Below are 15,500 nucleotides of genomic sequence, written 5' to 3' on the forward strand. Positions count from 1 at the left end.
AAACTAGCTGAGGCACCACCACCGGCCACGCGCTCAAAGTACGTGAGGCACGTCGTCGGATTTGCCCGTGGTGGCAGAACCTCTAAAATTTTCAGCAACGGCGACGATCCGGCCATCACCGGGGAGCCTTCGGAAGAACGGCCCAGGCCCAGTAGAACCGAACGGGTAGGCCCGTCACAGCCGGAACTGAGCGGTCGCGCGTCGGCGCGGCAAGCGGGGTGGTACCGCGGCGCTCGCGCACCGGCGCGTCGTCGTCCCCGGCCAACAACGGGCGCAGGGAGACCACGTACGCAGTGACCGAGCACACCTATCCCAAGCTTGCCGGCGGCACCCCCGACCTCCCGGCGGCCGAGCGCGAAGTCCTCGAATATTGGGCGCGTGACGATACCTTCCGCGCCAGCATCGCTCGCCGCGCCGGCGCCGGGGAATACGTGTTCTACGACGGGCCTCCGTTCGCCAACGGACTGCCGCACTACGGGCATCTGCTCACCGGTTACGTCAAGGACATCGTGCCGCGTTACCGCACCATGCGCGGCTACAAGGTGGAGCGCCGCTTCGGCTGGGACACCCACGGGCTGCCCGCGGAACTCGAGGTCGAACGCCAGCTGGGCATCACCGACAAATCGCAGATCGACGCGATGGGTATCGCGGCGTTCAACGAGGCTTGCCGCGAATCGGTGTTGCGCTATACCGACGAGTGGCGCGCCTACGTCACCCGCCAGGCGCGCTGGGTGGACTTCGACGACGACTACAAGACACTCGACCTGTCCTACATGGAATCCGTTATCTGGGCATTCAAGCAATTGTGGGACAAGGGCTTAGCTTACGAAGGCTACCGGGTGCTGCCGTATTGCTGGCGTGACGAAACTCCACTGTCCAACCACGAACTGCGGATGGACGACGACGTCTACCAAAGCCGCCAGGACCCCGCGATCACCGTCGGATTCCGGGTTCCCGACGGCGACCAGAATGACCTGTCCGGTGCCTATCTGCTGGTGTGGACGACGACGCCGTGGACATTGCCGTCCAACCAGGCGGTTGCCGTCAATCCCGAGGTGAGCTACGTGCAGGTGCGGGTGCGGGATCGGCGCTATGTGCTGGCCCGGGACCGGTTGGCCGCCTATGCGCGCGAACTCGGCGACGAGCCCGAGGTGCTGGGTAACTACCGTGGCGCCGATCTGCTCGGCGTGCGGTATCTGCCGCCGTTTCCGTACTTCATGGATTCGGTCAACGCGTTTCAGGTTCTGGCCGGTGATTTCGTGACCACCGCGGAAGGCACCGGGATCGTGCACCTGGCACCGGCCTACGGCGAGGACGACAAGGAAATCGCCGACAAGGCCGGAATCGTCGCGGTAACGCCTGTCGATGCCAAGGGCCGCTTCGACGCCACTGTGGTCGATTACCAGGGTCAGCACGTCTTCGACGCCAACGCCCACATCATCCGCGATCTGAAAAACGCCAGCGGCCCGGCGGCGGCCAATGGTGCGGTGCTGGTCCGCCACGAAACCTACGAGCACCCCTATCCGCACTGCTGGCGCTGCCGTAACCCATTGATCTACCGGGCGGTGTCGTCGTGGTTCGTCAAGGTCAGTGAGTTCCGCGAGCGGATGGTGGAGCTCAACCAGCAGATCACCTGGTATCCCGAGCACGTCAAAGACGGGCAGTTCGGCAAATGGCTGCAGGGTGCGCGTGACTGGTCGATCTCGCGGAACCGGTACTGGGGCACTCCGATCCCGGTGTGGGTCTCCGACGATCCGGCCTACCCGCGGATCGACGTCTACGGCAGCCTCGACGAGCTCGAGCGTGACTTCGGGGTGCGCCCGGACAACCTGCACCGACCCTTCATCGACGAGCTCATCCGGCCGAATCCCGACGATCCCACCGGCGCTTCGAGGATGCGGCGCATCCCCGACGTGTTCGACGTGTGGTTCGACTCCGGGTCCATGCCGTATGCCCAGGTGCACTACCCGTTCGAGAACCGTGACTGGTTCGAGGATCACTACCCGGGCGACTTCATCGTCGAATACATCGGGCAGACCCGAGGCTGGTTCTATACCCTGCACGTGCTGGCTACCGTGCTATTCGATAGGCCGGCATTCAAAACCTGCGTCGCCCATGGGATCGTGCTGGGCTCTGACGGGCAGAAGATGAGCAAGTCACGGCGCAACTACCCCGATGTGGCAGAGGTTTTCGACCGGGATGGCGCCGATGCCATGCGCTGGTTTTTGATGGCGTCGCCGATTCTTCGCGGCGGGAATCTGGTCGTCACCGAGGCGGGTATCCGCGAGGGTGTGCGGCAGGTGCTGCTGCCGTTGTGGAACGCCTACAGTTTCCTGGCTCTGTATGCGCCGAAAGTCGGTCGCTGGCGTAGTGATTCGCCGCATGTGCTCGACCGTTACATTCTGGCCAAGCTGGCGGTGTTGCACGACGAGCTTACCGCCCGGATGGACGCGTGCGATATCTCCGGGGCGTGCGAGCAGCTGCGCCAGTTCATCGAGGCGCTGACGAACTGGTACGTGCGGCGGTCGCGACAGCGATTCTGGCAGGAGGAGACCGACGCTATCGACACCCTGCACACCGTGCTGGAGGTCACCGCGCGGCTGGCCGCGCCGCTGTTGCCGTTGACCACCGAGATCATCTGGCGTGGGCTGACCGGCGAACGCTCCGTGCACCTGACCGACTGGCCGGCAGCCGGAGATCTGCCCGCCGATGCGGCGCTGGTGGCAGCGATGGACCAGGTCCGCGAGGTGTGCTCGGCGGCGTCGTCGCTGCGCAAGGCACACCAGCTGCGGGTGCGGCTGCCGCTGCCGAAACTCACGGTGGCGGTGCAGGATCCGGCCCGGCTGGCGCCGTTCACCGATCTGATCGCCGACGAGCTCAACGTCAAGACGGTCGAGCTCACCGACGCCATCGACCGCTATGGGCGTTTCGAGCTCACCGTCAACGCCCGGGTCGCCGGTCCGCGGCTGGGTAAGGACGTGCAGGAGGCGATCAAGGCGGTCAAGGCGGGCGAGGGTGTGGTGAATCCGGACGGCACGTTGACTGCCGGTCCGGCAGTGCTGGCGCCCGACGAGTACAGCTCGCGACTGGTGGCTGCCGACCCGGAATACACCGCGGCGCTGCCCGATGACGCCGGGCTGGTCGTGCTCGACGCCACGGTGACCCCCGAGCTTGAGGCCGAGGGCTGGGCGAAAGACCGCATCCGCGAGCTGCAGGAGCTGCGCAAGTCCACCGGGCTGGACGTCTCCGACCGGATCTCCGTGGTGATGTCGGTGCCCGCCCAGCGTGCCGACTGGGCGAAGGCGCATCGCGATCTGATCGCGCGGGAAATCCTGGCCACCAGCTTCGAATTCGGTGATGCCGACGGTGTGGAAATCGGTGACGGTGTGCGGGTGAGCATCGCTAAGGTGTAGCCGCGAAACTGTGTTCCAGGGGGTCGTGGGAAGCGCAACACCGCTTGTCGGCAGCGAAGCACTTCGCGCAGGCAAACTGACAGAGCGTGACCTGCGTCGGTCGTGCACCCGGATTTACCGCAACGTCTCTACCGCATCGACATGGGCCGGGAGCGCATGCTTGTCGGCGTCGAATACGACGGCGCGCAGCACTGGACCGACTCGCGCATTCGCGCGAACGACATCGAACGCACGGTCAGGCTGCAGTGTCGTGGTTGGCGGCTGGTTCGGGTGAGCTCGGCTCTGCTGCGCGGCCGGCCGCACGCCATCGTCGCCCGGGCCCGCGACGCGTTTAAGTTTTGACTGCGCGCCAGCGCAATCTGTTTGCGTCGGCGTAGACACGCACGCCGTGAAAGCCCACGGTGCGCAAACGCTGGGGGAGGGTATCGGGGGAGTACGGGATTGCAGGTGTCGCGGACATGCAGCAGCCGGAAGCGCAGCGACGTTGCGCTGTCGCTGCCGGCGAACACCCCGCCGGGGCGCAGCACCCGCAACGCCTCGGCGAACAACCGGTCCTGCAGCGCCGCCGTCGGCACGTGGTGCAGCATCGTGAAGCACACCACCGCGCTGAATTCGTCGGCGGGCAGACCGGTGTCGGTGCCGTCGCCGGTGATGACCCGGGCCCGGCCGCCGTAGGTGTCGCGCAGCCGGTGCGCCAGCTGCCCGTCGATCTCGACTGCGGTGTAGCGCGGCGTCTTGTCTACCAGCGCACGTAAATTGGCGCCGTAGCCCGGACCGATCTCGAGCACGTTGTCGCCGAGGTCCACATCGGCGAGCGCCCACGGGATCAACTGACCCTGCACCAGGGTGGCCCAGCGGGCCGAACTACAGCAGCGCCGGTGCAGCCAGTTCATCGCCATGGTCTGAGACGCTAGTAGCCGTGGACTCGCGCTGGGTGCTGCACCTGGACATGGACGCGTTCTTCGCGTCCGTGGAGCAACTCACCCGGCCCACGCTGCGGGGGCGCCCGGTGCTGGTCGGCGGGCTCGGTGGTCGCGGCGTGGTCGCCGGCGCCAGCTACGAAGCCCGGGCGTTCGGCGCCCGCTCGGCGATGCCGATGCATCAGGCCCGCCGGCTGGTGGGGATCGGCGCTGTGGTGCTGCCGCCGCGCGGGGCGGTGTATCGGGTGGCCAGCCGCCGGGTGTTCGACACCGTGCGTGCCGTGGTGCCCGTCCTCGAGCAGCTCTCGCTCGACGAGGCCTTCGGGGAACCGGCCGAACTCGCCGGCGCCTCGGCGAGCGACGTCGAGCACTTCTGCGCGGCGCTGCGGCGACGGGTGCGCGAGGAGACCGGGCTGATCGCCTCGATCGGCGCCGGATCGGGTAAGCAGATCGCCAAGATCGCCTCGGGACTGGCCAAGCCCGACGGCGTCCGGGTGATCGGGCGCGCCGACGAGGCGCCGCTGCTGGGCGGTCTTCCCGTGCGCCGACTGTGGGGGATCGGCCCGGTCGCCGAGGAGAAGCTGCACCGGCTCGGCATCGAGACCATCGGGCAGCTGGCCGCGCTCACCGAGGCCGAGGCGGCTGCCTTGCTGGGCGCGACGATCGGGCCCGCGCTACACCGGCTCGCGCGCGGGGTCGACGACCGTCCGGTAACCGAGCGCGCCGAAGCCAAGCAGATCAGCGCCGAATCGACGTTCGCCGCCGACCTGGGCACGCTGGAGGAGCTGCGCGAGGCGGTCGGCCCGATCGCCGAGCACGCCCATCGGCGGCTGGTCCGCGACGGGCGCGGCGCACGGACGGTCACGGTGAAGTTGAAGAAATCGGACATGACCACGCTGACCCGCTCGATCACCCTGCCCTACGCCACCGCCGACGCCGCCGCACTGGCATCGCTGGCCCGGCGCCTGCTTCTGGATCCTCGCCAGATCGGGCCGATCCGATTGTTGGGTGTGGGGTTTTCCGGTTTGACCGACGTGCATCAGGAATCGCTGTTTCCCGACCTGGACCTTTCCCCGGAGGCGACGGAGACCGAGGGCTCTTCAGACCCACCGCGGGAGCCGGCTGTCATGTGCTGGCGGGTCGGCGACGACGTCACTCACCGCGACCTCGGGCACGGCTGGGTGCAGGGCGCAGGGCATGGTGTGGTCACGGTCCGATTCGAAACCCGCGGCAGCGGTCCGGGACCGGTACGCACTTTTGCCTCCGCGGGCCCGTCCGAGAGCGTCGATCTCACGCTGGCCAACCCGGTCGACAGCCTGGATTGGTCGGACTATCTCGCCGTCCTGCGGGGGGATTCAGAGCAGGCGGCCAATGACGTCGCGCACCGGTAGTCCCGCGGCCAGCGCTGCCATCACCAGCACTCGCACCTGGCTGGGAGCAAGGCCCGGCACCATCAACGCCCCGGCGTCGACCAGTTCCCGGCCCGGGCCGTAACCGGGGGTGACCCGAGCGCCGGGGACCCGGGTGGACACCGCGACGACCACGCCGCCGGCGCAGTGGCGGCGAACTCCTGCGATCACTGCCGCCCCGGCGTTACCCGAGCCCAGCGCCTCGAGCACCACGGCGCGCGCACCGGCGGCCACGCAGGCGTCCAGTGCGACCGCGTCACTTCCCGGGTACACCGCCACGATGTCGACCCGTCCGGCCCCCGCCGCACTCAGCTCGCCGAGGTAAGGCCGGGTTTTCGGCCGGGTCAACCCGGCGTCGACAGTGCCCAGCTGCTCGCCGGCGAAACCCTGCGGGCCGGCCACTTTACGCAGGCCCAGCGGTTGCCACAGCCGTCCGGCAAAACACACCAGGACCCCCTGGTTGCGCACCTCGGCGCCGGCCGCCAGCTGCAGGGCAGCACGCAGATTCCCCGGGCCGTCGGCGTCCGGGGCGTCGGCGCTGCGCAGCGCGCCGGTGATCACCACCGGAACCGGGCCGCCGTAACTGAGATCGAGCCACAGCGCGGTTTCCTCGAGGGTGTCGGTGCCGTGCGTGACGACCACGCCCGCGGAGCCGCGGGCCGCGGCATCGCGGACCGCCGCGGCGATCACGTCCCAATCGGCGGGCGTCAGCTGCGAGCTGTCCAGCGACAGCACGTCGACCACGTCGATTTCCACATCGACGTCCAACTCGGCGGTCAGTTCGGCACCGCTGCGCGTCGGCCGCCGTACTCCGTCGGTGTCGGTGCTGGTCGCTATCGTCCCGCCGGTGGCGATGACGGTGACCCGGCTCATGCTGGGATGATAGGGGTGTGACCGCCGGCGACGATGCAGAGCGCAGCGATGAGGAGGAGCGGCGTGTGGGCCCCGCCGGCGACGATGCAGAGCGCAGCGATGAGGAGGAGCGGCGCTTGGACCCCGCCGGCGACGATGCAGAGCGTAGCGATGAGGAGGAGCGGCGCTTGGACCCCGTGACGCCACCACGAGTGGGCGAGCCGGTCGCGACTGCGGGTGACGGAGAGACATCCTCGCCGCCGCGACGGTTGCGCCTGCTGCTCGCGGTGGCAGCGGTCGTGTTGGCCCTCGACGTCGTCACCAAGGTGCTCGCGGTCAAGCTGCTAACCCCCGGCCAGCCGGTGCCGATCATCGACGACACCGTCAGCTGGACATTGGTGCGCAACTCCGGAGCGGCGTTCTCGATGGCCACCGGATACACGTGGCTGCTGACGTTGATCGCCACCGGGGTCGTGCTCGGCATTTTCTGGATGGGTCGCCGCCTCGTGTCGCCGTGGTGGGCCATCGGGCTGGGCATGATTCTCGGCGGCGCGACCGGCAATCTGGTCGACCGGTTCTTCCGCTCGCCCGGCCCGCTGCGCGGGCACGTCGTGGACTTTTTGTCGATCGGCTGGTGGCCGGTGTTCAACGTGGCCGATCCCTCGGTGGTGGGCGGTGCGATCCTGCTGGTCGCCTTGTCCTTGTTCGGCTTCGACTTCGACACCGTCGGCCGGCGCAAGGCCGAGCCGCGGCGATGACGACCGTCAAGTCGATGCCGGTCCCGGAGGGCCTGGCCGGTATGCGGGTCGACGCCGGGCTGGCACGGCTGCTGGGCTTGTCGCGAACCGCCGCCGCGGCGCTGGCCGAGAGCGGCAATGTCGAGTTGGACGGCAAGACTGCGGGCAAGTCCGAGCGCCTGAGCGCGGCGGCCTGGCTGCAGGTGCGGTTGCCCGACGCCGCGGCGCCGCCGCAGAACACGCCCGTCCACATCGACGGGATGACGATCCTCTACTCCGACGACGACCTCGTGGTCGTCGACAAACCGGCGGGCGTGGCGGCGCACGCGTCGCTGGGATGGACGGGGCCGACGGTGTTGGGCGGGCTGAGCGCTGCCGGCTACCGGATTACCACCTCCGGTATCCACGAGCGGCAGGGTATCGTGCATCGCCTCGACGTGGGCACCTCCGGTGTCATGGTGGTGGCGCTTTCCGATCGCGCCTACACCGCGCTGAAACGCGCATTCAAGCAGCGCACAGTCGACAAGCGCTACCACGCCCTGGTGCAGGGACATCCGGATCCCTCCAGCGGCACCATCGACGCACCGATCGGCCGGCACCGGGGTCATGACTGGAAATTCGCGGTCACCGCCAACGGCCGGCACAGCCGCACCCACTACGACACGATTGAGGCGTTTGTGGCCGCCAGCTTGCTCGACGTGCACCTGGAAACCGGTCGCACTCATCAGATCAGGGTGCACTTCGCGGCGCTGCACCACCCGTGCTGTGGTGACCTGACCTACGGCGCCAATCCGAAGCTGGCCAAAAATCTTGGTCTGGACCGGCAATGGCTGCACGCCCGGTCGTTGACCTTTACCCATCCGGCCGACGGCCGGCGGATGGAGATCACCAGCCCCTATCCGGCGGACCTGCAACACGCTCTGGACGTGTTGCGAGCCGACGACTGACCTGCTGGGACACCCGTCCGCGGCCGCGATGTCCGGCAGGGTCGGCGCGCCTCACGACACACTGAAGCGACACGCCCGGGACAGGTCAGTGGACAGTCATAGACTGGCGTCCCTATGAACGGTCCGTCTGCTCTGCGAGCCAGCGCTCATCGCGCGTCGTTCGTGCACCTGCATAACCACACCGAGTACTCGATGCTCGACGGTGCTGCCAAGATCACGCCGATGCTCGCCGAGGCGCAGCGCCTGGAGATGTCGGCGATCGGGATGACCGACCATGGAAACATGTTCGGCGCCAGCGAGTTCTATAACGCCGCCACCAGCGTCGGAATCAAGCCGATCATCGGGGTCGAGGCCTATGTGGCGCCCGGCTCTCGTTTTGACACCCGCCGAATTTTCTGGGGCGACCCCAGTCAGAAGAGCGACGACGTGTCCGGCGGCGGCTCGTACACCCACCTGACCCTGATCGCCGAGAACGCCACCGGGCTGCGAAACTTGTTCAAGCTCTCCTCGCTGGCCTCCTTCGAGGGCCAGCTGGGCAAGTGGTCGCGGATGGATGCCGAATTGGTTGCCGAACACGCGGCAGGCATCATCGCCACCACCGGCTGCCCGTCCGGTGAAGTGCAGACCCGGCTGCGACTCGGACAGCACCGTGAAGCGTTGGAGGCCGCCGCCACGTGGCGGGAGATCTTCGGACGCGACAACTATTTCCTGGAGCTGATGGACCATGGGCTCGAGATCGAACGCCGGGTCCGTGACGGGCTGCTGGAAATCGGCCGCAGCCTTAACATTCCGCCGTTGGCGACCAACGACTGCCACTATGTGACCCGCGACGCCGCGCACAACCACGAGGCGCTGCTGTGCGTGCAGACCGGCAAGACGCTGTCAGATCCCAACCGGTTCAAGTTCGACGGCGACGGCTACTACCTCAAGTCGGCGGCCGAGATGCGGGGGATCTGGGACGACCAGGTTCCCGGGGCCTGCGACACGACCTTGCTGATCGCCGAGCGGGTGGGTTCCTACGCCGACGTGTGGACACCCCGGGACCGGATGCCGGTCTTTCCGGTGCCCGACGGGCACGACCAGGCGTCGTGGCTGCGCCATGAGGTCGACGCCGGGCTACGTCGGCGGTTCGGCGACGCGCTGCCGGACGGATATGCCGAGCGGGCTGCTTACGAGATCGAGGTGATCTGCGCCAAGGGCTTCCCGTCCTACTTTCTGATCGTGGCCGACCTGATCAACCACGCACGCTCGGTCGGCATCCGGGTCGGACCCGGCCGTGGTTCGGCGGCCGGCTCGCTGGTCGCTTATGCGCTGGGAATCACCGATATCGACCCGATTCCGCACGGGTTGCTCTTCGAACGGTTCCTCAATCCCGAGCGCACGTCGATGCCCGACATCGACATCGACTTCGACGATCGCCGCCGCGGTGAGATGGTGCGCTACGCGGCCGACAAATGGGGCCATGACCGGGTCGCCCAGGTGATCACCTTCGGCACCATTAAAACCAAAGCGGCGCTGAAGGACGCGGCTCGGATTCACTACGGTCAACCGGGATTTGCGATTGCCGACCGGATCACCAAGGCGCTGCCGCCGCCGATTATGGCCAAAGACATTCCGCTGGCCGGTATCACCGACCCCGACCACGAGCGCTACAAAGAGGCCGCCGAGGTGCGCGGTCTGATCGACACCGATCCGGACGTGCGGACTATCTACCAGACCGCCCGGGGGCTGGAAGGCCTGATCCGCAACGCCGGGGTGCACGCCTGTGCGGTGATCATGAGCAGCGAGCCGTTGACCGAGGTGATTCCGCTGTGGAAGCGACCGCAGGACGGTGCGATCATCACCGGCTGGGACTACCCGGCGTGCGAGGCCATCGGGCTGCTGAAGATGGACTTCCTGGGGCTGCGCAATCTGACGATCATCGGCGATGCGATCGACAACATCAAGGCTAACCGGGGGATCGACCTCGACCTGGAGTCGGTGCCGCTCGACGACCCCACGACCTACCAGTTGCTGGGCCGAGGCGACACGTTGGGGGTGTTCCAGCTCGACGGCGGGCCGATGCGCGACCTGTTGCGCCGCATGCAGCCCACCGGCTTCGAAGACGTCGTCGCGGTGATCGCGCTGTACCGTCCCGGTCCGATGGGGCAAAACGCCCACAACGACTATGCCGACCGCAAGAACGGCCGCCAGGCGGTGACGCCGATCCACCCCGAACTCGCCGAGCCGCTGGCCGAAATCCTGGCCGAGACCTACGGGCTGATCGTCTACCAAGAGCAGATCATGCGCATCGCGCAGAAGGTGGCCGGCTACTCGCTGGCCCAGGCCGATATCCTGCGCAAAGCAATGGGCAAGAAGAAGGCCGACGTGCTGGCCGCCGAATACGAAAGCTTCTCGGCCGGAATGCAGGCCAACGGCTACTCGGCCGGCGCGATCAAGGCGTTGTGGAACACCATCCTGCCGTTCGCCGACTACGCGTTCAACAAATCCCATGCCGCCGGCTACGGAATGGTGTCGTACTGGACGGCCTATCTCAAGGCGAACTATCCCGCCGAATATATGGCCGGTTTGCTCACCTCGGTGGGCGACGACAAGGACAAGGCAGCGGTATACCTGGCCGACTGCCGCAAACTGGGCATCACCGTGCTGCCGCCGGACGTCAACGAATCAGGCCTGAACTTCGCCTCGGTGGGCACCGACATCCGCTACGGGCTGGGCGCGGTGCGCAACGTCGGCGCCAATGTGGTGGCTTCGCTGCTGAAAACGCGGACAGAGAAGGGCAAGTTCACCGACTTCTCGGACTATCTGAACAAAGTCGACATCGCGGCCTGCAACAAGAAGGTCACCGAATCGCTCATCAAGGCCGGCGCATTCGACTCACTGGGTCACCCTCGCAAAGGATTGTTCCTGGTGCACACCGATGCGGTGGACTCGGTGCTGGGCACCAAGAAGGCCGAGGCGGTCGGCCAGTTCGACCTGTTCGGGGACGCCGGGGGAGACGCCGCCGCCGGTGCGGCGTTCGCCATCAAGGTTCCCGACGAGGAGTGGGACGACAAGCACAAGCTCGGGCTGGAACGCGAGATGCTCGGACTGTACGTGTCCGGACATCCACTCAACGGGGTAGCGCATTTGCTGGCCGCCCAGGTCGACACCGCCATCCCGGCGATCCTCGACGGCGACGTCCCCACCGACACTGCGGTGAAGGTGGGCGGCATCCTCGCGTCGGTCAACCGGCGAGTCAACAAAAACGGAATGCCATGGGCGTCAGCCCAGTTGGAGGACCTCACCGGTGGCATCGAGGTGATGTTCTTTCCGCACATCTACTCCGCCTGCGGCGCCGACATCGTCGACGACGCCGTGGTGGTGATCGACGCGCGGGTGAAGACGTCCGAAGACCGGATCTGTTTGATCGCCACCGACCTGACAGTGCCGGACTTTTCCCGGGTGCAGGCTGTGCAGCCGCTGGCGGTCAGCTTGCCCACCCGGCAATGCACCGTCGACACGGTCAGCGCGCTCAAGCAGGTGCTGGTGCGTCACCCCGGCACCTCGCAGGTGCACCTGCGGCTGATCAGCGGGGAGCGCGTCACCACGCTGGAGTTGGACGCCTCGCTGCGGGTGACCCCGTCGCCGGCCTTGATGGGCGACCTGAAGGCGTTGCTCGGCCCGGGGTGTGTGGGCGGTTAAAGCGGAGTTTCCCCGGAAGCCGTGGCGACGCCGGCAAGAATGTCGCCTCCACCCGAAGCAATAGCCGCCACGTCACGACCGAGCACCCCGAGCGGGTGACGGTGGTCGACCAGACCATAGATGTCGATATAAGCGTCGTAGCCCAGCAGGCGAAGGAAGTCGTCGGCCAGGGTCGAAGCGATCTCGGCCGGGATCGCCAGATACTGGTTTTCTTGCTGGCGGAGCCACGCGCAGTTGTAGTTCACGTTCAATCCGAGACGTGGTCCGCGACCGCGGTTGGCACCGGCGCCGTGGAAGAGCCCGCCATCCCATATCAGGACCGAGCCCGGTTCCATCTCCGCGGTCACGATCGTCGCGTCGGCGTCCAACTCGGTCGCGTCCTGGCTACCCGGTACCAGGCGGGTAGCGCCGTTCTCGGCGGTGAATTCAGTGAGGGCCCACATCGTGTTCACGATCACGGGTGGGTGCGGGCGAGCGATCGGAAACACCACGTCGTCTTGATGGAGAAATTGGGCGGTCTCGCCGGGATGGACCTCGATCGCGTTGACAATCGACACCTGCGGCGCAGTGAGCATGCTTCGGACGAGATCCAGGACCGCCGGGTGGCAGACAACGGCGTCGACGGCGCGGGTTTTGGCCAGAATATTGTGGACACGTTTGGTCTGACCGCCAAAAAACTCCCCCTTACCCCAGGGTTGTCGGTCCAAGAGAGGACGCAGCGCGCTGCGCGCGTGCTCGACAACCGCAGACGGAAGGACGTCGCGCAGGATGAGATAGCCGTCGCTGCGCAGTTTTTCCAGTGCTTGATCGTTGGACATGGGTCTTCCTCAGGACAGGACCGGATCGTGATAAATGACGCCCTCTTTCATGACGAATTCCACCCGGCCGGTGACGTCGATGTCGGTGAGCGGGTTGCCCGGCATCGCGACGAGATCGGCGATTTTACCTTCGGCGACCACACCCAGATCGTCGAGCTGCAGCAATGCGGCGGCCTCGCTGGTGGCGGCCCGCAGGGCACGCAGCGGAGAGATCCCGTTGGACACCATCATCGGAAATTCCCGCCAATTCTCGTGATGCGGAAACATGCCGGCGTCGGTGCCGAACGCGATGCGTACGTTGCTGGCGGCCAACCGCTCGGCGGCATCGAGCAATGGGCCCCGGTACTTTTGCGCTTTGCGCCGCGCATACTCCGGAGCCGTGGCCCACATCGGGTCGTCGGGGCTCCGTCGGGCGCCGGACAGGATCGCGTACTGGGTAGGGACCATGAACACGTCGGCGTCTTCCATCATGCGCAACGTCTCCGACGACGCGAGGTTGCCGTGCTCGATGCTGCGGACCCCGGCCCGCACGGCCCGGCGGATACCCTCGTCGCCGTAGCTGTGCGGCGTGACCGGGACATCCAGGTCGGCAGCCGTGGCGACTAACACGTCCATCTCTTCCTGGCTGTAGGTGGCCTGTCCGGGGTCGTCCGACGGGGACGCGAAACCGCCGGTCGCGGCGAACTTGATCCAGTCCGCACCGGCGCGGATCTCCTGCCTGACCCGGATCCGGATCTCCTCGGCCCCGTCGGCAGCCGCCAACTCCAGCCGCCGCGACCGGCCTTGGTACTGATCGGCCGCCAATCCGCTGAAGTCGCCGTGGCCCCCGCGGGCCGAAATCATGTGCGGCGCCACTAGCATCCGCGGGCCCTCGATGATGCCGGCCGCCACCGCGTCACGCAGATCCACCGTCGGGTAGTCGACGTCGCCGCAGCCCAGGTCGCGGATTGTGGTGAACCCGTTGCGCAGTAGAGCGCGCAGTACGGGCAGGGCCTTGAGGGCTTTCGCAGTGCTCGAGTCGGCGGCCAGCACGGGGCTCAGCGGCGGTATCACCGTGACATGGGTGTGGCAGTCGATGAATCCCGGCGTCAGCGTGTACCCCGACAGGTCGATGGTGCGCGCATCCGCCGGTGGTTCGATCGCTTCGCCCACCTGCGCAATCCGGCCGTCGACGACGAGTACCTGCCGCTGCGGCGTCGATTCTGAAATTCCGTCCCACACGTTGGCGCCGGTGATCAGTGTTGCCGTCATGGTCGTCGCCTCTCCTGTGCTGCTGGCTCGGCGCCGCGCTCTACGTTAGCGCGCCGGGGTTCGCCCACGGCCGCTGCACCGAGGCCCGCACCGCTACCCAGGCGCGACCGGCTCCGCGTGTCGACCCCAGTGCGCTGAACTGCCTGCTGGATGGCACCATTGATCGGTGTCTGCCGACCCGAGCCCCCCGGCCGCTGCGCCGCTGAGCGCAGCGGATGTCGACGCGGCGGCCCGACGGATCGCCCCGGTGGTCACCCCGACACCGTTGCAGTTGTGCGACCGGCTGTCGGCTGCGACCGGCGCCAGCGTCTACCTCAAGCGTGAAGACCTGCAGTCGGTTCGCTCCTACAAGCTGCGCGGCGCCTACAACCTGCTGGTGCAGCTGTCGCCGGAGGAAGTCGCCGCCGGGGTGGTCTGCTCGTCTGCCGGCAATCACGCCCAGGGCTTCGCCTATGCCTGCCGGGCGCTGGGCATTCACGGCCGCGTGTACGTGCCGGCCAAGACGCCCAAACAGAAGCGGGACCGCATCCGCTACCACGGTGGGGACTTCGTCGAGCTGATCGTGGGCGGGCTGACTTACGATCTGGCCGCCGCGGCGGCGCTCGACGACGTGGCCCGCACCGGCGCGACGCTGGTCCCGGCGTTCGACGATGTGCGGACGATCGCCGGTCAAGGCACGATCGCCGTCGAACTGCTCAACCAGCTCGACAGCGAGCCCGACCTGGTCGTGGTTCCGGTCGGCGGCGGGGGGTGCATCGCCGGCATCACCACTTACCTGGCGGAGCGGACGAGCAACACCGCGGTCCTGGGCGTCGAACCGGCCGGTGCTGCGGCGATGATGGCCGCGCTGGCCGCCGGAGCGCCGGTGACGCTGGACCACGTCGACCAGTTCGTCGACGGTGCGGCCGTGAGCCGGGCCGGGACGTTGACCTACGCCGCGCTGGCCGCCGCGGGCGACATGGTATCGATGAGCACCGTCGACGAGGGCGCGGTGTGTACCGCGATGCTCGACCTCTATCAGAACGAGGGCATCATCGCCGAACCCGCCGGTGCGCTGTCGGTCGCCGGCCTGCTCGAAGCCGACGTCGAACCGGGTTCCACCGTGGTCTGCCTGCTCTCGGGCGGCAACAACGATGTTTCCCGATACGGGGAGGTGCTGGAGCGCTCGCTGGTCCACCTCGGGCTCAAGCACTATTTCCTGGTCGACTTTCCTCAGGAGCCCGGGGCGTTGCGCCGGTTCCTCGACGACGTGCTCGGTCCCAACGACGACATCACGCTGTTCGAATACGTCAAGCGCAACAACCGGGAGACCGGGGAGGCGCTGGTGGGAATCGAGCTGGGATCGGCCGCTGACCGCGACGCGTTGCTGGCCCGCATGCGGGCCACCGACCTCCACGTTGAAGCTCTCGAACCCGGCTCGCCGGCCTACCGCTACCTGCTCTGACCCATCAGTGCGGCAGCGCCTCGGG

10 protein-coding genes and 2 pseudogenes are annotated in these 15,500 nt (G+C 67.3%); 8 read left to right on the forward strand and 4 right to left on the reverse strand.

Going from position 1 to position 15,500, the window contains the following annotated elements:
* The first annotated feature begins 293 nt into the window (after positions 1-293).
* The gene (gene ileS, locus F6Q13_RS09690; RefSeq protein ID WP_293055547.1) at positions 294-3,413 is read left to right on the forward strand and encodes an isoleucine--tRNA ligase; all 3,120 of its coding nucleotides are present in this window, start codon (positions 294-296) and stop codon (positions 3,411-3,413) included.
* Positions 3,414-3,569: 156 nt separating this feature from the next.
* Positions 3,570-3,755: a hypothetical protein gene (locus tag F6Q13_RS09695; RefSeq protein WP_293055610.1), complete on the forward strand. Its 186-nt coding sequence runs from the start codon at positions 3,570-3,572 to the stop codon at positions 3,753-3,755.
* Here F6Q13_RS09695 and F6Q13_RS09700 read toward each other — a convergent pair.
* Positions 3,745-4,312: pseudogene (locus F6Q13_RS09700) on the reverse strand (class I SAM-dependent methyltransferase). The gene F6Q13_RS09695 and the pseudogene F6Q13_RS09700 overlap by 11 nt on opposite strands.
* Before the next feature lie 35 nt (positions 4,313-4,347).
* On the opposite strand from F6Q13_RS09700, the gene F6Q13_RS09705 reads away from it, so the two are divergent.
* A complete protein-coding gene (locus tag F6Q13_RS09705; RefSeq protein WP_293055613.1) occupies positions 4,348-5,724 on the forward strand; it encodes a DNA polymerase IV in 1,377 nt (458 codons plus the stop codon).
* Here the strand turns inward: F6Q13_RS09705 and F6Q13_RS09710 are convergent.
* Entirely contained in the window at positions 5,689-6,615 is a 927-nt protein-coding gene (locus F6Q13_RS09710; protein ID WP_293055550.1) for an asparaginase, read from the reverse strand. The two genes, F6Q13_RS09705 and F6Q13_RS09710, sit on opposite strands and share 36 nt — an antisense overlap.
* Positions 6,616-6,648: 33 nt before the next feature.
* Between F6Q13_RS09710 and F6Q13_RS09715 the strand changes: the two are divergent.
* The 4 genes and pseudogenes from F6Q13_RS09715 to dnaE form a co-directional block, all read left to right on the forward strand.
* Positions 6,649-6,720 (forward strand): annotated as a pseudogene (locus tag F6Q13_RS09715) (hypothetical protein); the annotation flags it as partial.
* Between the two features lie 71 nt (positions 6,721-6,791).
* A complete protein-coding gene (lspA, locus tag F6Q13_RS09720; RefSeq protein WP_293055615.1) occupies positions 6,792-7,352 on the forward strand; it encodes a signal peptidase II in 561 nt (186 codons plus the stop codon).
* The gene (locus F6Q13_RS09725; RefSeq protein ID WP_293055553.1) at positions 7,349-8,278 is read left to right on the forward strand and encodes an RluA family pseudouridine synthase; all 930 of its coding nucleotides are present in this window, start codon (positions 7,349-7,351) and stop codon (positions 8,276-8,278) included. The genes lspA and F6Q13_RS09725 overlap by 4 nt, the downstream gene beginning before the upstream one ends.
* 114 nt (positions 8,279-8,392) lie before the next feature.
* Positions 8,393-11,962 (forward strand): DNA polymerase III subunit alpha, encoded by a 3,570-nt coding sequence (gene dnaE, locus F6Q13_RS09730; RefSeq protein WP_293055555.1) that lies wholly within the window; start codon positions 8,393-8,395, stop codon positions 11,960-11,962.
* Here dnaE and F6Q13_RS09735 read toward each other — a convergent pair.
* A complete protein-coding gene (locus F6Q13_RS09735; protein ID WP_293055558.1) occupies positions 11,959-12,780 on the reverse strand; it encodes a phytanoyl-CoA dioxygenase family protein in 822 nt (273 codons plus the stop codon). The genes dnaE and F6Q13_RS09735 overlap by 4 nt on opposite strands.
* Before the next feature lie 9 nt (positions 12,781-12,789).
* A complete protein-coding gene (locus F6Q13_RS09740) occupies positions 12,790-14,031 on the reverse strand; it encodes an amidohydrolase family protein (RefSeq protein WP_293055561.1) in 1,242 nt (413 codons plus the stop codon).
* Positions 14,032-14,197: 166 nt separating this feature from the next.
* Between F6Q13_RS09740 and ilvA the strand changes: the two genes are divergently transcribed.
* The gene (ilvA, locus tag F6Q13_RS09745) at positions 14,198-15,475 is read left to right on the forward strand and encodes a threonine ammonia-lyase (RefSeq protein ID WP_293055563.1); all 1,278 of its coding nucleotides are present in this window, start codon (positions 14,198-14,200) and stop codon (positions 15,473-15,475) included.
* Positions 15,476-15,500: the final 25 nt, after the last annotated feature.

This window comes from Mycobacterium sp. (assembly GCF_008709575.1).
Classification (GTDB): domain Bacteria; phylum Actinomycetota; class Actinomycetes; order Mycobacteriales; family Mycobacteriaceae; genus Mycobacterium.